The sequence below is a fragment of the Alcaligenes sp. Marseille-Q7550 genome (assembly GCF_965112015.1).
In genome coordinates this window covers 997,912-1,016,959 of record NZ_CBCOPU010000002.1, presented here as the reverse complement: position 1 = coordinate 1,016,959, position 19,048 = coordinate 997,912, and the positions used below count along the sequence as shown (strand labels likewise).

At 66.2% G+C, this 19,048-nt stretch carries 14 protein-coding genes and 1 pseudogene; 5 read left to right on the top strand and 10 right to left on the bottom strand.

Annotated features, from left to right (window positions below; all coding sequences use genetic code 11):
• Nucleotides 1-7: 7 nt before the first annotated feature.
• The 4 genes from cydX (at nt 8) to ACWPWO_RS14165 (ending at nt 4,291) form a co-directional block, all read left to right on the top strand.
• The gene (gene cydX / locus ACWPWO_RS14180; RefSeq protein WP_454007125.1) at nt 8-148 is read left to right on the top strand and encodes a cytochrome bd-I oxidase subunit CydX; all 141 of its coding nucleotides are present in this window, start codon (nt 8-10) and stop codon (nt 146-148) included.
• Nucleotides 149-1,846: a thiol reductant ABC exporter subunit CydD gene (gene cydD, locus ACWPWO_RS14175; RefSeq protein WP_454007124.1), complete on the top strand. Its 1,698-nt coding sequence runs from the start codon at nt 149-151 to the stop codon at nt 1,844-1,846. It abuts the gene before it with no gap.
• A complete protein-coding gene (cydC, locus tag ACWPWO_RS14170) occupies nt 1,843-3,522 on the top strand; it encodes a thiol reductant ABC exporter subunit CydC (RefSeq protein ID WP_454007123.1) in 1,680 nt (559 codons plus the stop codon). The genes cydD and cydC overlap by 4 nt, the downstream gene beginning before the upstream one ends.
• Before the next feature lie 217 nt (nt 3,523-3,739).
• Entirely contained in the window at nt 3,740-4,291 is a 552-nt protein-coding gene (locus tag ACWPWO_RS14165; RefSeq protein ID WP_454007122.1) for an adenine phosphoribosyltransferase, read from the top strand.
• A 90-nt stretch (nt 4,292-4,381) separates the two neighbouring features.
• On the opposite strand, the gene ACWPWO_RS14160 is transcribed toward ACWPWO_RS14165, so the two are convergent.
• The 4 genes and pseudogenes from ACWPWO_RS14160 to ACWPWO_RS14145 all read right to left on the bottom strand — a co-directional run bounded on the left by ACWPWO_RS14160 (nt 4,382) and on the right by ACWPWO_RS14145 (nt 12,767).
• Nucleotides 4,382-7,186 (bottom strand): autotransporter domain-containing protein, encoded by a 2,805-nt coding sequence (locus ACWPWO_RS14160; protein WP_454007121.1) that lies wholly within the window; start codon nt 7,184-7,186, stop codon nt 4,382-4,384.
• Nucleotides 7,187-7,495: 309 nt separating this feature from the next.
• Complete coding sequence (locus ACWPWO_RS14155; RefSeq protein WP_454007120.1) at nt 7,496-7,984, bottom strand: HugZ family pyridoxamine 5'-phosphate oxidase; 489 nt, start codon at nt 7,982-7,984, stop codon at nt 7,496-7,498.
• An 86-nt stretch (nt 7,985-8,070) separates the two neighbouring features.
• A pseudogene (locus tag ACWPWO_RS14150) lies at nt 8,071-12,011 on the bottom strand (DUF3683 domain-containing protein).
• A 207-nt stretch (nt 12,012-12,218) separates the two neighbouring features.
• Nucleotides 12,219-12,767, bottom strand: a complete 549-nt coding sequence (locus tag ACWPWO_RS14145) for a YqaA family protein (RefSeq protein WP_454007119.1) — start codon at nt 12,765-12,767, stop codon at nt 12,219-12,221.
• 153 nt (nt 12,768-12,920) lie between these two features.
• Here ACWPWO_RS14145 and ilvA point away from each other — a divergent pair, with 153 nt between their 5' ends.
• Nucleotides 12,921-14,429 (top strand): threonine ammonia-lyase, biosynthetic, encoded by a 1,509-nt coding sequence (gene ilvA / locus ACWPWO_RS14140; protein WP_454007118.1) that lies wholly within the window; start codon nt 12,921-12,923, stop codon nt 14,427-14,429.
• A gap of 60 nt (nt 14,430-14,489) precedes the next feature.
• Here the strand turns inward: ilvA and ACWPWO_RS14135 are convergent, their stop codons facing one another.
• The 6 genes from ACWPWO_RS14135 to phoR all read right to left on the bottom strand — a co-directional run bounded on the left by ACWPWO_RS14135 (nt 14,490) and on the right by phoR (nt 19,047).
• The gene (locus ACWPWO_RS14135; protein ID WP_454007117.1) at nt 14,490-14,720 is read right to left on the bottom strand and encodes a DUF4351 domain-containing protein; all 231 of its coding nucleotides are present in this window, start codon (nt 14,718-14,720) and stop codon (nt 14,490-14,492) included.
• 26 nt (nt 14,721-14,746) lie between these two features.
• A complete protein-coding gene (locus tag ACWPWO_RS14130) occupies nt 14,747-15,427 on the bottom strand; it encodes an Rpn family recombination-promoting nuclease/putative transposase (protein WP_454007116.1) in 681 nt (226 codons plus the stop codon).
• Between the two features lie 96 nt (nt 15,428-15,523).
• Entirely contained in the window at nt 15,524-16,540 is a 1,017-nt protein-coding gene (locus ACWPWO_RS14125; protein ID WP_454007115.1) for a 5-oxoprolinase subunit C family protein, read from the bottom strand.
• Nucleotides 16,537-17,235, bottom strand: a complete 699-nt coding sequence (gene pxpB, locus ACWPWO_RS14120; RefSeq protein WP_454007114.1) for a 5-oxoprolinase subunit PxpB — start codon at nt 17,233-17,235, stop codon at nt 16,537-16,539. Before pxpB ends, ACWPWO_RS14125 begins: the two co-directional genes overlap by 4 nt.
• Nucleotides 17,236-17,237: 2 nt before the next feature.
• Nucleotides 17,238-17,669 carry a VOC family protein gene (locus tag ACWPWO_RS14115; protein ID WP_394062055.1) on the bottom strand — a complete coding sequence of 144 codons (432 nt, stop codon included), beginning with the start codon at nt 17,667-17,669 and terminating at the stop codon, nt 17,238-17,240.
• Between the two features lie 79 nt (nt 17,670-17,748).
• Complete coding sequence (gene phoR / locus ACWPWO_RS14110; RefSeq protein WP_454007113.1) at nt 17,749-19,047, bottom strand: phosphate regulon sensor histidine kinase PhoR; 1,299 nt, start codon at nt 19,045-19,047, stop codon at nt 17,749-17,751.
• Between the last annotated feature and the right edge of the window lies 1 nt (nt 19,048).

Below are 19,048 nucleotides of genomic sequence, written 5' to 3'. Positions count from 1 at the left end.
TGAGACTATGTGGTATTTTTCCTGGATTCTGGGCCTGGGTCTGGCCTGCGCCTTCGCCATCCTGAACGCGATGTGGTTCGAACTGCGCCAGACCACGGCCGTGCTGGACGATGTGCAGCGCGCGCCTGGCGCGGACATCGAGGTCTGATTGGAGTTGCAGGCGCCATCGGCGCAGCAGTGGCTGGGGGAGTTCTCCGCCCGCGCCCGCGCGGCCCTGCGCTGGCCCATGGCCGCCCCGGTGCTGGCGGGCGCCTTGCTGATTCCCCAGGCATGGCTGCTGGCCGGCGTGGTGCAGGCCGTGGTCGTGGACGGACTGGCCTGGGCCGGCCAATGGCCGGCCATCGGCCTGGTGTTGGTCCTGCTGCTGGCGCGCGCCGCCCTGCTGGCCAGCGGCGAGCGCCGCGCCCAGCAGGTGTCGGAGCAGATCAAGCAGGATCTGCGCACCGAGCTGTTCGCCCGCCTGTTCCGCAGCACCGTGCCGCGCCTGCGCTCCAGCAGCAGCGGAGAGCTGTCCACCAGCCTGGTCAGCCAGGTGGAGGCGCTGGATGGATTCCTGACCCGTTATCTGCCGTCCATGGCGGCGGCCGCGCTGGTGCCCTTGGCCCTGATGCTGGCCGTGCTGCCCGTGGACGGGATCGTGGCCCTGATCCTGCTGTTCAGCACGCCCTTGATTCCCTTGTTCATGGCTCTGGTGGGCTGGGGCGCGGAAGCGGCCAGCCGCGACCAGCAGCAGGCCACCTTGCGCCTGTCCGGTTTCTTTGCCGACCGCCTGCGCGGCATCTTCACCTTGAGCCTGCTGGGCCGCAGCCGGGACGAAATCGATAGTGTCGAGATGGCCAGCCAGGAGTTGCGCACGCGCACCATGAAGGTGCTGCGCATCGCCTTTCTGTCCTCCGCCGTGCTGGAGTTCTTCGCCGCGCTGGGCGTGGCCGGCATTGCGGTCTACATAGGCCTGGGCTACCTGGGCTATCTGGGCGACTCCTTTTCCGGCCTGAGCCTGCAGCAAGGCCTGTTCTGCCTATTGCTGGCGCCCGAGGCCTATCAACCCTTGCGCCAGCTGGCGGCCAATTATCACGACCGGGCGGCCGCCCGGGCCGCGGCGGCGGAATTGGACCGGGTCTGGGCCGGCCTGGGGCGGGACCTGATCCCGGCCGGGTCGCCGGCCGAGACGGGCTCGGTTTTTTCCGCATTGCCCATGCTGGTGCTCAGTCATCTGCGACTGCCGCAATTGGGCGGCGCTGGAACACTGCTGCAAGTTCCGGGCCTGCAGCTCTACATCGACCAGTCCTATGCTTTGCTCGGCGCCAGCGGCACGGGCAAGACCAGCCTGCTGGAGACCCTGGTCGGCCTGCGGCCGCTGGAAGACGGGCGGGTGATGCTGCGCGGCAACGATACGACCGGCCGCCTGTTGACGCGCCACGACGGCGTGGTGCTGGTGTCCCAGCAGGCGTTCCTGTCCATGGAGTCGATCCGCGCCTGCCTGCGCCTGGCCGATCCGCACGCCAGCGATGCACAGCTCTGGCGCGCGCTCGAGCTGGCCTGCGCCGATGATTTCGTGCGTGCGCTGCCGCAGGGCCTGGACAGCGCATTGGGAGAAGGCGGTTTCGGCTTGTCCGGCGGGCAGATCCAGCGTCTGGCCCTGGCCCGCCTGTTTCTGACCGATCCGCATCTGGTGCTGCTGGACGAGCCGACTTCCCGGCTGGATGCGGCGACGCGGGACCGGGTCATGGACAACATCCTGGACTTCTGCCGCGGCCGTTGCCTGGTGCTGGCGACCCATGACGAGCATCTGGCCTCCCGTTGCTCGGCGCGCCTGCGCATTGTTCAAGGGGTGCTGTCGGCATGAAGGCCTGGTTCCGTTTGTTGATCGGCAGCCTGCGCGCCCGGCGCGGCACACTTCTGCTGACCATTCTGCTGGCTTCGAGCACCGTGGCCGCCGGAGTGGGGTTGCTGGGGGTCGTCGGCTGGTTCCTCAGCGGCGCGTTCCTGGCGCCGCTGGGCATCGTTTTCAACCTGTTCGGGCCCTCCGCCCTGATACGCGGCCTGTCCTTCTGGCGCATCGCCTCGCGTTATCTGGAGCGCGTCGTGGGCCATGCGCTGACCCTGGATCTTCAAGTAAGCATCCGTACCCGGGTGTTCGGGAGCCTGGCCCGTTTCAGCCAGGCCAGGCTGGCGCAGTTCCGCGATGGCGAGCTGGCCGCCAGCCTGACCGCCGATGTGGCCGTGCTGGACCTGGTGTTCCTGCTGCTGGTCGCGCCCCTGACGACGTCCGTGCTGGCGGGCCTGGCCTTCAGCCTGATTCTCGGCGTCTGGCTGGCATGGTGGGCCTGGCTGGTGCTGGCCTGCATCCTGCTGGCGGCGTGCCTGGTGCCCTACCTGTGCGCCCGCGGCGCGGCGCATGCCGCCCGGCGCGTGCATGGGCTGGAAAACCGCCTGCGCACCTTGACCCATCATGCGGTGCGCGCCTATGTGGACATTCAGATTTTTGCTGCCCAGCAGACCGTGCAGGAGCAGGCCGAGGCAATCAGCCGCAATCTGGGCCGAGCTCGCTTGCACAGCAGCGTCTGGGGCGTGGCCGGCCAATTTCTGCAACAGGTCCTGATGGGCCTGGCGCTGCTGACCTGCCTGATGGCGGGGGCGCGGCAGGTTGACCTGGCCGCCTTGAGCGGTCCTGTCTGGGTAGGGCTGGTGCTGGCCTTGCTGGGCCTGTTCGAGATCATGGCGCCCATGATGCGCGGCGCCGCGCGCCTGGGCGAGGTCGAGGCGGCCAGCCGCCGCCTGCTTCAGGTCGTGGACGAGCCGCTGGACGAGGGGGCGGACCAGGGGCGCGAGCTGCCGACCGGCCGGCCGGCCTTGCTGGAACTCAGGAAGCTGGACTTTGCCTACGGAGATCAGCCGGTCCTGGGCGGCGTGGATTTGCGGGTGAGTCCCGGCGAGCATCTGGCCCTGTTCGGGGCCAGCGGTTCCGGCAAGTCCACTTTGCTGGGCGCGCTGATGCGGCTGCTGCCGGCTCTGCCGGACAGTTATTGCATCGAAGGCGAACCCGCCGCAGCGTGGTCGCGGTCCGGCTGGTTTCGCCATTGCGCCCTGCTGGCGCAGGATTCGCCCTTGTTCCTGGGCTCCGTACGGGACAATCTGCTGCTGGCCGATCCCGCTGCCGCCGAGCAACGCCTGTGGCAGGCCTTGCGCGACGCCCAGCTGGAGTCCGTGGTGCGGGCCTTGCCGCAGGGGCTGGACACCTGGCTGGGGGAGGGCGGACAGCAATTGTCGCTGGGGCAGCAGCGTCGTCTGTGCCTGGCTCGCGTCCTGCTGTCGCCGGCTCGCATCTGGTTCCTGGACGAGCCCACCGCCAGCCTGGACGGCCCCACCAGTCAGGCCCTGATGCGCGACATTCTGAACGCCGGCCAAGGCAGGACGGTGATCATGGCCACGCACGACACGCGCCTTTTGCCGCTGGTCAACCGTGTACTCCAACTGGAAGGCGGAACCCTGGTGGAAGTGTCCGATCAAGAGCGGGATTGACCACGAGCCTTCGCTTGACGGCGGCGAGGCTCGGCAAGATCGGATCGACGCGGCGCTGGACTTGCTTGTGCGTTGCGGCGGTCAAGTGCGTCGTATTAGTACAACGTCTTGCAACAAGTCGGCCCGGCCCTTGTTGCTCCGGCCCAATTGTGTACACTTGCGGCGTATCCATGGACGCTTTTCGCGTCAGGATTTTTCTTGTTGTAGAAGCTTAGCCATGCAAACTGATCCTGCCCAATACATACGTCAAACGATCCGCAATGTGCCGGATTGGCCCAAACTGGGCGTGACGTTCCGCGATATCACTCCTGTGCTGCAGGATCCGCGCTCCTTTCGGGTGCTGATCGACCTGTTCGTGTACCGTTACATGGGCCAGAAGCTGGATCTGGTGGCGGGCGTGGATGCGCGCGGCTTCATCGTGGGCTCGGTGCTGGCCTACGAATTGAATCTGGGTTTTGTGCCCGTGCGCAAGAAGGGCAAGCTGCCTTTCAACACCGTGGCCGAAGAATATTCCCTGGAATACGGCAACGCCAGCGTCGAGATGCATACCGATTCGGTGCGTCCCGGCCAGCGCGTCCTGCTGATCGACGACCTGATCGCCACGGGCGGCACCTTGCTGGCGGCGGCGCGCCTGCTGCAGCGCCTGGGCGCCAATGTGGTCGAAGCGGCCGCCATCATCGACCTGCCCGAGTTGGGCGGCTCCAAGGCCGTCATCGATTCAGGCCTGCCGGTCTATACCGTCTGCAGTTTTAAGGAAACGGATCGTTGATGTGAAAAGCCCGCTTGCAGCGGGCTTTTTCTTGAAACCGCATCCCTGCCATGCCGGAGCATCGCAGGGATCTTTGCCTTGGGGCGGACGTCAGAACTTCACTTTCAGGGACAAGGACCCGGCGTGGTCCTGGTTGCGGCCGAACTGGCCCTGATAGTTCAGGCCGAAGGAGGTGCGCTCGCTGGCCAGCAGCTCGGCGCCGAGCTCGGCCACCGCGGCGTTCTTGGCGATCGGCGCGCCGCTGATGCGGAAGTCGTTGCCGGGCAGGGCGGCAAAGGCCAGGCGACGCTCGGGCGTGGAGTCGCCCATGGCGTGCCGCCAGCCCAGTCCGGCCGTCAAGGCCAGGCTGGCGCTCTTGATCTCCAGCGTGGTCTTGCCGCGCAGGCCCAGCGTCACGGTGCTCAGGTCCTGGCGCTGCGCATCGGCGCGCAGCGCGGCCTGGCCGCCGTGCTCGGTGAAGGAGCCCTGGCGCAGCTGATGCCAGTTCACGCTGGCATAGGGTTCGATCTGGGCGTGTTCGCCCACCGGCATGCCGTAGCCGAGCTGGGCGAAGGCCTGCACGCTGTGCGCCCGGTAGTCGGCCTTCAGGGTCTGGGGCGCACCCAGCTCGAGCTGGCGGCGGCTGTCCAGGCTGTGGCGGGTGTAGGCGCCGCCAGCCAGCAGGTTCAGGCTGCCGGGGCCGGCCTGCCAGCTCTGGGCGCCGTACAGCGCGGCGCTGTAGCTGTTGCTGCGCGCAGACTGGCCGTGCGCGTCCAGCTTGATGCGGTTCTCCAGGTAGCCCAGCGCGGCGCCCAGGCGCCAGCCCTGGCTGCCCAGGGCGGTGTCGCCGCCCAGGAACAGGCCGCCGACATCGTGGCGCACGTCGCGGCTGTTGCCGTCGCCGTCCAGGTCGCGGCGCTGCTGGATCACGTCGGCCCACAGCACTGTGTCCCGGCCGGCGGCCCGGCGGGCGGCGCCGGCTTGGCGGGCCAGCGTGCGCGGCAGCAGGTCGCCGTTGCCCAGCAGGGCGGAGGCGGCGCCGGCATGGACCTGGCCCTGCAATTGCTCCATATGGCCGGCCACCTGGCCGGCCTCGGCGTTCAGCACGGTGTCGTAGACATCCGCCATGGCGGCCGGAGGCTGCGCGGAGGCCGGATCCAGGGCATGGGCGACGGCCCGCTGGTTGGCGGTGTCGGCAAAGCGGGCGAACGGCACGTCATTGCGCTGGATCAGCAGGGACAGGTCCTGGCCGCGCAGCAGCGTGGGCGACAGGAACGCCATGCTGTAGGTGATGTGGGCGAATTCGCCGGTCACGCCCTGGCCGGCTTGCAGGAAGGAGTAGGGCACGTTCTGGCGGTAGGGGCCGCCGGCCAGCTTGAGGGTGCCGGCAAGGTGGGCCTTGCCGCCCACGACCAGGCGGTCGGTGGCGCCGGCCGGGCCGACTTCCAGCTCGTGCACGGAGCCTTCGTGGGCGGTGTAGTCGCCGCTCACGGTCAGGGTGCCGACCGAATTGCCGGGCGCCAGGGTACCGTAGTTCTCGACCTGACTGACCACGCCCGAGCCGCCCAGCGTGCCGCCGGGCTCGATGGTCACGGCCGAGGCCAGGGTGCCGTTGACGGCCAGCCGCCCGCCGCTGACGATGGTCGGTCCGCTGTAGGTGTTGCGGCCAGTCAGTTGCAGCGAGCCTGCGCCGCGCTTGCTCAGCCCGCCGCTGCCGCTGATGTCGTTGGAGAAGGTGGAGTCAAAGCCCAGGGTGTCCACGTCGAACAGGCGGGTGAACTGGGCGGGGCCGCGCACGGCCTTGCCCACGTTCAGCAGGCCCCAGCCGTAGATCTCCGGATGGCCCATGTCGGTGGCGGTGGTCAGCAGGGTCTGCTGCAGGTGATAGGCCGTGAAGTAGGGAAAGGCCTCCTTGACCAGGGCGGCGGCGCCGGCGACATGCGGGGCGGCCATGGAGGTGCCGCTCATGTAGGTGTAGCCTCCCTTGGAGTTGACGGAATAGATGCCTGGTTCGTGGCCCCCTCCGGGTGCGGCCAGACACCATCCGGCGGCCACGCCGCAACGGTTTGCATACGGAGCCAGGTCTCCATCTTCGTCCAGGGCCGTGACCGCCAGCCAATTATCTCTGAGCTCTGGGAACCAATAGGGGGCGCCGGCCAATAGGTCGGGGTGGGGCTGACTTTCATTGCCGGTGGAAATGACCATCAGCGAGCCAGCTGCTGCGCTGTTTCGAAATCCCTCGATGGTCAGGGGATGGGTTTCCTGCGCCGCCTGCGCCGAGCCGTAGTCGACAACATTGCAAGGCGGCGGGTCCGATGCTTTGTTGCAGCCATTCACGCCCAGACTGCTGTTGATGATGGGTAGTTTGAAGCCAGCCAGGTAATTCCAGCCCTGGGAAAGAGAACGGTCGAAAAAAGCGATGGCTTCGGCACGCTCCTCAGGCGTAAGGGGCGTGTCATCATCGTCGTCCTCTTCCTGGGGAGGCACCAGCGAGGACACCGCAAAGAGCTTGCTGTTGAAGGCGACGCCATGCATGCCCACGCCGTCCCGGCGGGCTGCGATGATGCCGGCCACATGGCTGCCGTGACCGCCCTCCTTCGCGGCATCGGGGTCCTGGTCGATACCTGAGCCGGGCGCATAGGCCGTGCCGGTATTGAAATCGAAGCCGCCCACGATGGCGCTGGACAGTTCGGGATGGCTGGCGGCGATGCCTGAATCCAGGTAGCCGACCGTGCCGCCTTTGCCGGTATAGCCCAGGGCATAGGCTTCGGCGGCCCGAATCATCTCCAGGCCGGGCTGGCGCCTGTATTCCTTGGTCTTCCAGTCCTGGACCGAGGCGGCCTGAGCGACGGGCAGGGCGGCCAGGCCCAGAAGGCCGGCTTGCAGCAGGCCGGCTTTGATTCTCTTATGCGACATTCTTGCTCTCTGTGATTCTTGCATGCTCGTTGCGGTGCTGCATCCCTGGCGGGCGGCGGTCGCCGCGGTCTCTGTGATTGACGGCAGAGAGCCTGCATCTTATAGCCTGGCTGGACCTCGGTTCCGCGTGCCAGGCGTTTGAAACGTAGCGCCAGTGACGAGTGCATAAAAGCCGTTATCTGACTCGGGCTGGAAACGCCCTGGTAAAGAAGCCGTTTAATGTGCGGAACAGGCATGTCTTGCAAGCCCGGCGCATGTTCAGTTCTGTTGCGTGCCCGCGGCGGCTCTGCAGACACGAAGCCGGCGCAGTCAGATGTCCGACGCCAGCAGCTGGCGGACTTTCTCCGGGTCCAGGCTGCGGGCGGCGCCAAAGCCGGCGACGTGGCGCACGCGTACGATGGCCAGAGAAAAGAAGTGGAAATCCTGGAACGAGGTCATGAACTCGCTGTCCGCGAAGCGCGTCAGATAAGCCTGGCGAGCCTGCTCCCAGGCCCGGTCGCCGCGCTTCAGTTGGACGGCCCGCGTCTGGAAGGTGGCGCGCGGCAGGTCATGGACGCTGACGCCGTCCTGCTCGCCGCGGCAGACCAGCAGGCTGGCGTCGGGCCGCTGCATCAGGTAGCGGGTGTGGGCCGCCAGCTCGCTGATATGGATGACGATGCCTTGCTGTTCCGGGCAGACAGCGAAGGGCACCATGGAAACGAAAGGCAAGCCCCGGTTTGTCAGCGTGCCCAGCGCGGCCGTGCGCTGGGTCTTGAGCAACTGTTGCAGGCCGGTGAGCAGCAAGGCGTCGTCGGACATGGGAGAGCTCCGGGCGGATGTTCAGGAAAGTGCAAACGAAAACGGGCCGGCATCGAGCCGGCCCGTTTCCTGGCGAAGCGGAATGATCAGACCAGCGCGCGCTCGATGCCGCCCTCGTTGGCGCGGCGTACGTACTCGGGCATCCAGTTCTCGCCCAGCATGTGCTTGGCCATCTCGACGACGATGTAGTCTGCATCCATCTTGGTTTCGTCCTGGTAGCGCGCCAGGCCTTGCAGACAGGAAGGACAGGAGGTCAGGACCTTGACTTCGCCCTGAAAGCCGTCGCTGCTCACTGCCTGCTTGTTCTTGAGCAGTTCCTCGTACTTGCGAAAGCGGATCTGGGTGGAAATGTCCGGACGCGACACGGCCAGCGTGCCCGATTCGCCGCAGCAGCGGTCGGCCTTGATGGTGGATTCGCCCACCAGCGACTTGACCGTCTTCATGGGGTCCTGCAGTTTCATGGGAGTGTGGCAGGGGTCGTGGTACATGTAGCGCACGCCTTGCACGTCCTCCAGCTTCAGGCCTTTTTCCAGAAGGAATTCGTGGATGTCGATCAGGCGGCAGCCGGGGAAGATCTTGTCGAATTCGTAGCCGGCCAACTGGTCGTAACAGGTGCCGCAACTGACCACCACGGTCTTGATGTCCAGGTAGTTCAGCGTGGTGGCCATGCGGTGGAACAGCACCCGGTTGTCCGTGATGATCTTCTCGGCCTTGTCGCTCATGCCGTTGCCGCGCTGCGGGTAGCCGCAGCACAGGTAGCCGGGAGGCAGCACCGTCTGCACGCCCACGTGCCAGAGCATGGCCTGCGTAGCCAGGCCGACCTGTGAGAACAGGCGTTCGGAACCGCAGCCCGGGAAGTAGAACACCGCTTCCGAGTCAACGGAGGTCGTGTTCGGGTTGCGGATGATGGGCACGTAGTTCGGGTCTTCAATGTCCAGCAGCTTGCGGGCGGTCTGCTTGGGCAGGCCGCCGGGCATCTTGCGGTTGATGAAGTGGACGACCTGCTCGCGGATGGGCGCCTTGCCGGTGGTGGCGGGCGGGGCCGCGACCTGCTTGCGGGCCGGAGCGGCCAGCACATCATGGGCCAGGCGCTGGGCCTTGTAGCCCACGTCTATCATGGCCGTGCGGGTGGCCTTGATGACGCGCGGATCCTTGGCGTTCAGGAAGAACATGGCGGCCGCGGTGCCGGGGTTGAAGGATTTCTTGCCCATGCGCCGCAGCAGCGAACGCATCTCCATGGAGACGTCGCCGAAGTCGATGTCCACCGGACAGGGGTTGTAGCACTTGTGGCACAGCGTGCAGTGATCGCCCACGTCCTCGAATTCCTCCCAGTGCTTGAGGCTGATGCCGCGCCGGGTCTGTTCTTCGTACAGGAAGGCTTCGATCAGCAGGGAGGTGGCCAGGATCTTGTTGCGGGGCGAGTACAGCAGGTTGGCGCGCGGCACATGGGTGGCGCAGACGGGCTTGCACTTGCCGCAGCGCAGGCAATCCTTGATGGCGTGGGAGATCGAGCCGATCTCGCTGCGCGTCATGATCAGGGATTCGTGGCCCAGCAGGTTGAAGCTGGGCGTCCAGGCGCGGCTGAGGTCGGCGCCGGGCATGAGCTTGCCGGCGTTGAAGTGGTTGCCGGGGTCCACTTCGCGCTTGTAGTTCTGGAAGGGCTCCAGCTCTTCCTGGGTCAGGAACTCGTACTTGGTCAGGCCGATGCCGTGCTCGCCGGAGATGACGCCGTCCAGGTTGCGTGCGATCTGCATGATGCGCGCCACGGTGACGTTGGCCTGCTGCAGCATGCCGTAGTCGTCGGAGTTGACCGGGATGTTGGTGTGCACGTTGCCGTCGCCTGCGTGCATGTGCAGGGCCACGAAGACGCGGCTCTTGAGCACGCGGTCGTGGATGGCCTGCAGTTCGGTCAGGACGGCGGCGCAGTCCGCGCCGGGGAAGATGTGCTCCAGCCGTTCGCGGATCTCCGTCTTCCACGAGGTGCGGATGGTGTGGTCCTGCAGAAGCTGGAAGATGGTGGCTTTGGGCTGGGCCTGCAGGCGTTCGGCGACGGCGGCGGGCTCCAGGGGCACGCCCAGCTCGGCCAGCGCGTCCTGGCTGCCGGCCAGCGGCGTGTCCAGGTTGTCCAGCAGCCATTGCCAGCGGCGGCGCACGTCCTGCACCACCTGCAGGGCGTCGTGACGGCGGGCCTCCAGGATTTCCTCGCGGGTGTGCTCGGCGTCGTCCGGGTCCTCGATCTTGCCCACGGGCAGGTCGCCCTTGAGGAAGTCTTCCAGCTCGCGCGTCAGGCGCAGCTTGTTGTCGGTGGAGAGTTCGATGTTGATGCGCTCGATCTCTTCGGTGTATTCGCCCATGCGGCGCAGCGGGATGACCACGTCTTCGTTGATCTTGAAGGCGTTGGTGTGGCGCGCGATGGCGGCGGTGCGGGAGCGGTCCGCCCAGAACTTCTTGCGGGCCTCGGCGCTGACGGCCACGAAGCCTTCGCCCGAGCGGCCGTTGGCCAGGCGCACGACTTCAGAGGCGGCCTTGGCCACGGCATCCGGGTCGTCGCCGACGATGTCGCCGATCAGGACCATCTTGGGCAGGCCGCTGCGCTTGCTCTTGGTGGCGTAGCCCACGGCGCGCAGATAGCGTTCGTCCAGGTGCTCCAGGCCGGCCAGGATGGCGCCGATGCGCTTGCCTTCGCCGTTCAGGTAGTCGATGACTTCCACGATGGACGGCACGGCCTCCTTGGCCTGGCCGAAGAACTCCATGCAGACGGTGCGGGTGTGCGCCGGCATGCGGTGCAGCACCCAGCGGGCCTGCGTGATCAGGCCGTCGCAGCCTTCCTTCTGAATGCCGGGCAGGCCGGCCAGGAACTTGTCGGTGACATCCTTGCCCAGGCCTTCCTTGCGAAAGCGCCGGCCTTCGATGGCCAGCACCTCGGTGCGCAGCAGCCGCGCGCCGGGAGCCTGGCTGCCGTCGAACCATTTGAGCTCGAAGCGGGCCACGTCCACGTCGTGGATCTTGCCCATGTTGTGGTCCAGGCGCGTGACTTCCAGCCAATCGCCCTTGGGGTCCACCATGCGCCACCAGGCCAGGTTGTCCAGGGCCGTGCCCCACAGCACGGCCTTCTTGCCGCCGGCGTTCATGGCGATGTTGCCGCCCACACAGGAGGCGTCGGCCGAGGTGGGATCCACCGCGAAGACGGCGCCGGCCGCCTCGGCGGCCTCGGCCACGCGGCGCGTGACCACGCCCGCGCCGGTGAGGATGGTGGTGACGGGCTGATCGACGCCGGGCAGCGAGCTTTGCTCGGGCTTGCCGATGGCGTCCAGTTTTTCCGTGTTGATGACCACCGAGCGCCAGGTCAGCGGGATGGCGCCGCCGGTGTAGCCGGTGCCGCCGCCGCGCGGATGATGGTCAGCTTGAGGTCGATGCAGGCCTTCACGAGGGCGGCCATTTCGTTTTCGTGATCGGGCGTGAGCACCACGAAGGGGTACTCCACGCGCCAGTCGGTGGCGTCGGTGACGTGCGAGACGCGCGACAGGCCGTCGAACTTGATGTTGTCCTTGGAGGTCAGGCGCGAGAGGCTGCGCACCACCTGCTGGCGCAGGTCGCGGGTGTCGTTGAACTCCTGCTCGAAGGCGGCCACGGCGTCGCGGGCGGCGCGCAGCAGGCGCATGACCTTGGCGTCGCGCTCGGGCGCGGAACTGTCGCGGCGATGGTCGATCTCGTTCAGGCGGTGGTTGAGCGCCTCGATCAGCTGGTGCTGGCGCTTGGGATTGTCCAGCAGGTCGTCCTGCAGGTAGGGATTGCGCTTGACGACCCAGATATCGCCCAGCACTTCGAACAGCATGCGCGCCGAACGGCCGGTGCGGCGCTCGGAGCGCAGTTCGGAAAGCTTTTCCCACGCTTCCTCGCCCAGCAGCCGCAGGACGATCTCGCGGTCCGAGTAAGACGTGTAGTTGTACGGGATTTCACGCAGGCGCGGCGTGTCGGTGTTGCTTGCCTGGGAGGCCAGGTACTGACTTGCGATGGGGGCGTTCATGGCGATAGTTGGCAATGCCCGTCAAGGGCGCTCGGGCTCGAGCGGATATGCAAAAGACAAGTGTATACGAATCCCAGCCCGGCTGCCCTCATACCAGGGGGCCGCGTAATGATTAAGCGCGGAGCGCCGGCCTGTATGGAATGAATTTGTTGCTTGACGGCAGGGGAAGCCTTTGTGAAGACGCCATTCGAGGCGGGGGGGCTCTTTTCACCAGCCCAGGCGGGGGAAGATCCACAGCAGTCCGGCGGTCATGCTTATATAGCGGGCCAGCTTGCCGATGGCCATGTAGACCGTGCAGGGCCACAAGGGCAGGCGCAGCCAGCCGGCGACCGCGCACAAGGGATCGCCCACCACGGGCAGCCAGGAAAACAGCAGGGCGGCCGGTCCCAGGCGCGTGAGCCAGCGCGAACTGAAGTCATGCCAGCGGCCCGCCGTCTTGCTCTTGAGGGCCTGGCCCTGGCCCGAGTCTTCGGAATGCGGGTGCTTGAGGCGCCAGGCTTCGTAGGCTTTCTCCGCGCCCGCGCCCATGGCGTAGCTGATCATCCCGCCCAGGGTGTTGCCCGCCGTGGCCACCAGCACGGCGGGCCAGAACATGTGGGGCGCGAGTTTCACGTAGGCGAAGACGGCGGGTTCGGAACCCAGCGGCAGCAGCGTGGCCGATACCAGGCTGACGGTGAAGATGGCGCTCAGGCCGACTTCGGGCAATGACAGGGCGGCCAGGAGCCAATTGATGGATTCGTGCAACCAGGCTTGCATGGAGAAAAAGGGGTCGGGTGCGTAGAGTGAAAGTGGACGCCAGCGGGGGCGCCTGCCTATGGTATTCTGTTTTTCTTTTCCGGTGATGGGGCCCGTGGCGTGCGCCATAGGACCGCCAGGGTGGCAAACCGGTCGTTAATTTAAACCTGAATCATGTCGAACGATTACCTAAAGCGAATACTCACCTCGAAAGTGTACGACATTGCCGTCGAAACACCTCTTGAACCCGCTCCCCAGGTATCGGCTCGAATTAGCAACACGGTGCTGCTCAAGCGCGAGGACTACCAACCGGTCTTCAGCTTCAAGCTGCGCGGCGCCTACAACAAGATGGCCAATCTTTCGGCTGCCGAGCTCAAGCGCGGCGTGCTGGCCGCCTCGGCGGGCAATCACGCGCAGGGCGTGGCCATGTCGGCGCGCAAGCTGGGCTGCCGGGCCGTCATCGTCATGCCCACCACCACGCCGCAGGTCAAGATCGACGGCGTGCGCAATCTGGGCGGCGAAGTCGTATTGGCTGGCGACAGTTATTCCGATGCCTACCAGCATGCCTTGGAACTGGAAAAGAACGAAGGCCTGACCTTCGTGCATCCCTTCGATGATCCGGACGTGATCGCCGGCCAGGGCACGGTGGCCATGGAAATCCTGCGCCAGCACCCCGGCCCCATCGAGGCGGTCTTCGTGGCCATAGGCGGGGGCGGCCTGGCGGCCGGCGTGGCTGCCTACATCAAGGCCCTGCGTCCTGAAATCAAGGTCATCGGCGTGCAGACCGAGGACTCTTGCGCCATGGTGCGCAGCGTCAAGGCCGGACGACGCGTGAATCTGCCGGACGTGGGCCTGTTTTCGGACGGCACGGCCGTCAAGCAGGTAGGCGCCGAGACCTTCCGCCTGGTGCGCCAGTACGTGGATGATTTCGTGGTGGTGGACACCGATGCGGTCTGCGCCGCCATCAAGGATGTGTTCCAGGCCTCGCGCAGCGTCCTGGAGCCGGCCGGCGCCCTGGCCCTGGCCGGCGCCAAGCGCTACGCCGTCCAGCACAAGCTCAAGAACAAGACCTTGATCGCGGTCACCTCGGGCGCCAACATGAACTTCGACCGCATGCGCATGGTGGCCGAGCGCGCCGACGTGGGCGAGGCCCGCGAAGCCCTGTTCGCGCTGACCATTCCGGAGCGCAAGGGCAGCTTCCGCCGCCTGTGCGACGCTCTGGGCACCCGCTCGGTCACGGAGTTCAACTACCGCATGTCCAATCCCGAACAGGCGCATGTGTTCGTGGGCATGTCGATCTCCTCTGAAGCCGAGATCGCCAAGCTCGAAGAGCGCTTCCTGAAGAAAGGCTTCGGCACCCAGAACCTGACCGGCAACGAACTGGCCAAGACGCATCTGCGCTACATGGTGGGCGGTACTTCCAGCGAGGCCACCAACGAAGTCCTGCTGCGTTTCGAGTTCCCCGAGCGCCCCGGCGCGCTGCGCAAGTTCCTGAGCAGCATGAACCAGGACTGGAACATCAGCCTGTTCCACTATCGTAACCAGGGCGACGACTACGGCCGCATCCTGATCGGCATCCAGGTCCCGCCGGCGGACAAGAAAGAATTCAAGGCTTTCCTGGACGCCCTTGGCTATCCTTACTGGAACGAGACGGACAATCCGGCCTACAAGCTGTTTCTGTAAGCGCGGCGCCTCGCCAAGTCAACGCCCCGGCAAAGCCGGGGCGTTTTGTTTGCGGCAGCGTCAGGGCCGGAATATTTGTTCCAGCGTTTCCGCTTCAAGCAGGTTCAGGCTCCAGTCCAGCAGTTGTTTGCTGTCCGCTTGTTGAAGGCGCTGTTCAATATTGCTATTGATTGGGCCGAAGCGGCGTTGCAGCAGCTGATGCAGAATGCGCTGTTCGCCTGCACGCTCTCCTTGCGCATGTCCTTGCTTCATCCAGCGCAGTTCCCAGTTGCGTTCCTCGTAATTGATCATGGCGTCGATCTCCTCGAAAGTATGGATCAGGGGGTGTCCAGATGGGGCAGGTGCAAGGGCAGCACCACGTGCTGGACCCAGCCGGTCAGCAGTCGGCGCAGCCGAGCATGTTCAACGGGATGGGTCAGCCTGGCAATAGTGTGCAGGCAGCCCCGCAGCTCGTCCATGCTCTGCAGGTGCTGCAGGCGGAAGATTTGGGTGATGATGGCTTCGGGCGGCAGGGACTGGTTCAGAAGCAGTTGTTTTTGCTCAATCAGCAGGAAAGCTTGCGAGGGGTTGTAGCGCTGCAGCCACGGCGGCGTATCGGTCATGAGCGTCTGCATGTCGCAAGCCGCGCTCCAGGGCGTATCGCCCGTGTGCAGCACCACGGGCAGGATGGGAGGCAGGGGCGTGTTGGGCTGGCGATGCTGATGCTGTTCGTGCAGCAGGGCGCCGTAGCTGCGCATGCGCAGCGCCATGGAGCGGTCGCTGCGCGATTGGTGCTCCAGCAAGAGCAGCATGTTCTGGCCGCCGTCCAGAGTCAGGCTCCAGGCCATGTCGGCCTGGCGTGTGGGTCGATCGGCATGGGCGAAGTGGGTGTTCAAGGCCTGCAGCGATTCCTGCTCGATGCGTTCGCCCAGCTCGGCGGGCAGGCAGTGGGCGATGAAGTCGTGCAGCACAAGAGGCTCGTCGAGCAGGCTGCGATAGAAGGCGTCGTGACGGGACATGGAAAGGGTTCCTGAAGGGGTGAGGACCAGGAACCAGAATGACTGATTGCTTCCGGCAGAACAGCCGGGCGCGCAGCCGTTTGTCCATGCGTGGAATTACCCCAGGCAGTCCTGCAAGGACAGGCGCAGCGGCTGCAGGCTGTCGCTCAGGCGCTGGAAGGCCTGCTCCTGGCGGGTGCTGAGGGACAGGGCCTGATCCAGCGTGACGACCTCGAAGCCCAGGCTCTGGCCGGGCAGGCGCTGGGCCAGTTGGGCCAGGTCCACGGCGGCGACCTGGGCGATGCGCGGGTAGCCGCCAGTGGTCTGGCGATCGGCCATCAGCACGATGGGCTGGCCATCGTTGGGAACCTGGATGGTTCCAAAGCAGGTGGGCGCGGAAAGCAGTTCCTGGGTCCTGCCGCGCTGCAAGGCCTGTCCTTCAAGGCGGTAGCCCATGCGTTCCGAAGCCGGACTGATGCGGTAGCTCTGGGTCTGGAACAGCTCCAGCGATTCGGGCGTGAACAGGTCCGCCTGCTCGTCCAGAACGACGCGCACACGGTCGCGCACGGGCAGGGCCAGGGCGGCCGGCAGGTAGATGCGCAACTCGTCCAGTTGTCCCTTCAGACGGTCCAGCACCTGTGGATCCGCCGGCAGGGGGCGGGCCAGGGGCAGGATGTCGTTCTTGCGCAGAGCCCTTCCGTCCAGACCTCCCAGGCCTACGCGCATGTGCGTGCTCTGGCTGCCCAGTACCGGCTCCACGTCGAATCCGCCGTGAATGGCCAGATAGGCGCGCGCGCCCTGGCCGGGACGCGCGACCTGCAACGTCAGGGTCTGTCCGGTGCGCGCCAGGATGGGGCGCAAGGGGGCGACGGGCTGTCCGTCCAGGGCCGCGTTCAGGTCGGCGCCCGCCAAGGCGAAGATGCAGGGGGAGTCGAAGACCAGGGCGGGGCCTGACACCGTGATTTCCAGGCTGGCCAGGTCCTGGTCCTGCCGATTGCCAGCCAGCAGGCGCGCCAGGCGGTGGGCGCGTTCGTCCATGGCGCCGCTGGGCGAAACGCCCAGGTGCTGCTGGCCATAGCGGCCCCTGTCCTGCAGGCTGGTCAGCAGGCCTGGTTTGACGATGCGCAGGCTCATGTCTCGGTCCAGTGCTCGAATTGCTCGGGGGCGATGGGGATGAAGCGCACCTGGTCGCCGGGCGCCAGGCGGGCGGCGGGCGAGCGCCGCGCGGCGAACAGGTCCAGGGGCGTGCGGCCGATCAGGTGCCAGCCTCCGGGCGACTCGTTGGGGTAGATGATGGTCTGCCGGTTTGCAATGGCCACGGAGCCCTTGGGCAAAGCAGTGCGCGGCGTGGCCCGGCGCGGCAGGTTCAGGGCTTCGGGCAGGATGCCCAGGTAGGGCGCGCCCGGCGCGAACCCGACCATGAAGACCAGTTGCGGCGTGCTGCAGTGCAGCTCGATCAATTGCGCCTGGCTCAGGCTCAGCTTTGCGGCCATGTCGGCCAGGTCGGGGCCGAAGTCCCCTCCGTAGCAGACCGGAATGTCGACCAGGGCGCCGGTGGCGGCCTGTTCCCCGGCCGCGTCCAGATCCTGGAGCGCTTCATGGACATAGGCGTGCAGCCGTTCGGGCTGATCGGCGCTGCCGTCGGGCTGGAAATGGACGGCCACGGCGGTGAAGCTGGGCACCAGATCGCGGACGCAATCCGGCGCGCGGGCTCGCAGCAGCCGGGCGGCCTGTGTGCAACGCAGACCGGTTTCCAGGGAAATCCCGCCGCCGAATTGAATCAGCAGGCAGCGGTCGCCTTGCTGAACGAGTTGCCAGGGGAGGGACATGCTTATTTGGCGAACAGCGAGTCCAGGTTGTTGAAGGCCTTGAATTCCAGCGCGTTGCCGGACGGGTCCAGGAAGAACATGGTGGCCTGCTCGCCGGGCTCGCCCTTGAAGCGGATATAGGGCTCGATCACGAAGTCCGTGCCTTGGGCCACCAGCTTGTCGGCCAGTTCCTGCCAGGTCTGCATGTCGAGCACGATGCCGAAATGGCGCACGGGCACATTGTGGGCGTCAACGGCGCTGGTCGCATTGCTGCCGCATTCCTCGGGCGCCAGGTGCGCCACGATCTGATGGCCGTAGAAATTGAAGTCGATCCACTGGTCCGAGGAGCGTCCTTCCGGACAGCCCAGCGTCTGCCCGTAGAACTGCCGCGCCACGGCAAGGTCGTGAACCGGAAAGGCAAGATGGAATGGGCGTAGCCCGCTTGTGTTCGACATGCTTGGCTCCTGTGCGGCCCGCGGCCGCCAACGTGGGTAGAGCCGTTCATTGTAGGGCCAATGCAGCACCCGTAGATTCTTAGTTGTCCAGGATGCGGACGCGGCTCTTGGGAAAGCGCAGCGTGAAGATGCTGCCCACGCCCAGGCGGCTCTGGATCTGCAGTTCGGCGTTGTGGCGCACCACGATGTGCTTGGTGATGGCCAGGCCCAGTCCGGTGCCGCCGGTCGAGCGCGAGCGGCCCTTGTCCACGCGGTAGAAGCGTTCGGTCAGGCGAGGGATGTCCTGGGGCGCGATGCCGATGCCGGTGTCCTGCACCGAGTAGCAGGCGTCGCCGTTGTCCAGCACGTACCAGCTGACCGTGATGGTGCCGTCCTTGGGCGTGTAGCGGATCGCGTTGGTGATCAGGTTGGAGACGGCCGAGCTGAGCTCGTTCTCCATGCCCTGAATGGCCAGGTTGGGGTCCAGGTTGGTGACGAAGGTGTGCTGTCCGCCGGAGAGGGCCTCGCCCTGTTTGAGCGCGCTCTGGATCAGGTTGCTGACCTGTACGGTCTCGCCCTCGACGGTGGGCGAGGACTCCAGCGTGGACAGGGTCAGCAGGTCGGCCACGATGGATTGCATGTGCCGGGTCTGCTCCAGCATCATGGTCTCGTAGCGCTGGCGCTGCTCGGGCGTCAGGCTTTCGGGCGGCATGTCCTGCAGGGTCTCCAGAAAGCCCAGCAGCACGGTCAGGGGAGTGCGCAGCTCGTGCGACACGTTGGCCACGAAGTCCTTGCGGGTGGTTTCCAGCTTCTCGACCTGGGTGACGTCGCGCGTGACGATCAGGAATTGGCCCAGTCCGTAAGGGGTCAGTTGGAGCAGCAGGGACTTCTCCAGGCCGTCCTTGTCGATGTGCAGCAGCAGGGGGCCGTCCCAGCGGGACTGGCGCGCGTAGCGCGAGAACTCGGGCGCGCGCAGTATGTTGAAGATGCTGTGGTGGCGGTCGGTGGCCAGGTTAAGGCCGATGTGCTCGCAGGCGGTCTGGTTGCACCACTGCAATTCCATGTCGGCGTTCAGGGTGATGGCGCCGTCGGGCAGGGCCTCGGCGGCCATCATGATGCCGTCCACGTGGCGGTTCAGGTCCAGGATCTCGTGGCGGTCGCGCCGCAACTGGCGATAGACCGGAGCCAGGATGGCGTCCCACGGGCCGATGGACGGCGGCGGGGGATCGTTCAGGTTGCGCGTCCATTTCTGGATGCGGGACACGTGCGCCCCGCTGACCAGCACCATGATGAGCAGGCCGAAGGCCAGGCAGGCGAAGCCCGTGGCGGCCCCAAGCCACCAGCCCATGATGGCGCCGAATACGGCCCAGAGAAAAATAGACGTCAATGTGCTGAGCATG

Excerpts from the sequence above, each read along its gene's own strand:
- cydX (WP_454007125.1), top strand. The coding sequence starts at position 8 with ATGTGGTATTTTTCCTGGATTCTGGGCCTGGGTCTGGCCTGCGCCTTC.
- cydC (WP_454007123.1), top strand. The coding sequence starts at position 1,843 with ATGAAGGCCTGGTTCCGTTTGTTGATCGGCAGCCTGCGCGCCCGGCGC.
- ACWPWO_RS14165 (WP_454007122.1), top strand. The coding sequence starts at position 3,740 with ATGCAAACTGATCCTGCCCAATACATACGTCAAACGATCCGCAATGTG.
- ACWPWO_RS14160 (WP_454007121.1), bottom strand. The coding sequence starts at position 7,186 with ATGTCGCATAAGAGAATCAAAGCCGGCCTGCTGCAAGCCGGCCTTCTG.
- ACWPWO_RS14155 (WP_454007120.1), bottom strand. The coding sequence starts at position 7,984 with ATGTCCGACGACGCCTTGCTGCTCACCGGCCTGCAACAGTTGCTCAAG.
- ACWPWO_RS14145 (WP_454007119.1), bottom strand. The coding sequence starts at position 12,767 with ATGCAAGCCTGGTTGCACGAATCCATCAATTGGCTCCTGGCCGCCCTG.
- ilvA (WP_454007118.1), top strand. The coding sequence starts at position 12,921 with ATGTCGAACGATTACCTAAAGCGAATACTCACCTCGAAAGTGTACGAC.
- ACWPWO_RS14135 (WP_454007117.1), bottom strand. The coding sequence starts at position 14,720 with ATGATCAATTACGAGGAACGCAACTGGGAACTGCGCTGGATGAAGCAA.
- ACWPWO_RS14130 (WP_454007116.1), bottom strand. The coding sequence starts at position 15,427 with ATGTCCCGTCACGACGCCTTCTATCGCAGCCTGCTCGACGAGCCTCTT.
- ACWPWO_RS14125 (WP_454007115.1), bottom strand. The coding sequence starts at position 16,540 with ATGAGCCTGCGCATCGTCAAACCAGGCCTGCTGACCAGCCTGCAGGAC.
- pxpB (WP_454007114.1), bottom strand. The coding sequence starts at position 17,235 with ATGTCCCTCCCCTGGCAACTCGTTCAGCAAGGCGACCGCTGCCTGCTG.
- ACWPWO_RS14115 (WP_394062055.1), bottom strand. The coding sequence starts at position 17,669 with ATGTCGAACACAAGCGGGCTACGCCCATTCCATCTTGCCTTTCCGGTT.
- phoR (WP_454007113.1), bottom strand. The coding sequence starts at position 19,047 with ATGCTCAGCACATTGACGTCTATTTTTCTCTGGGCCGTATTCGGCGCC.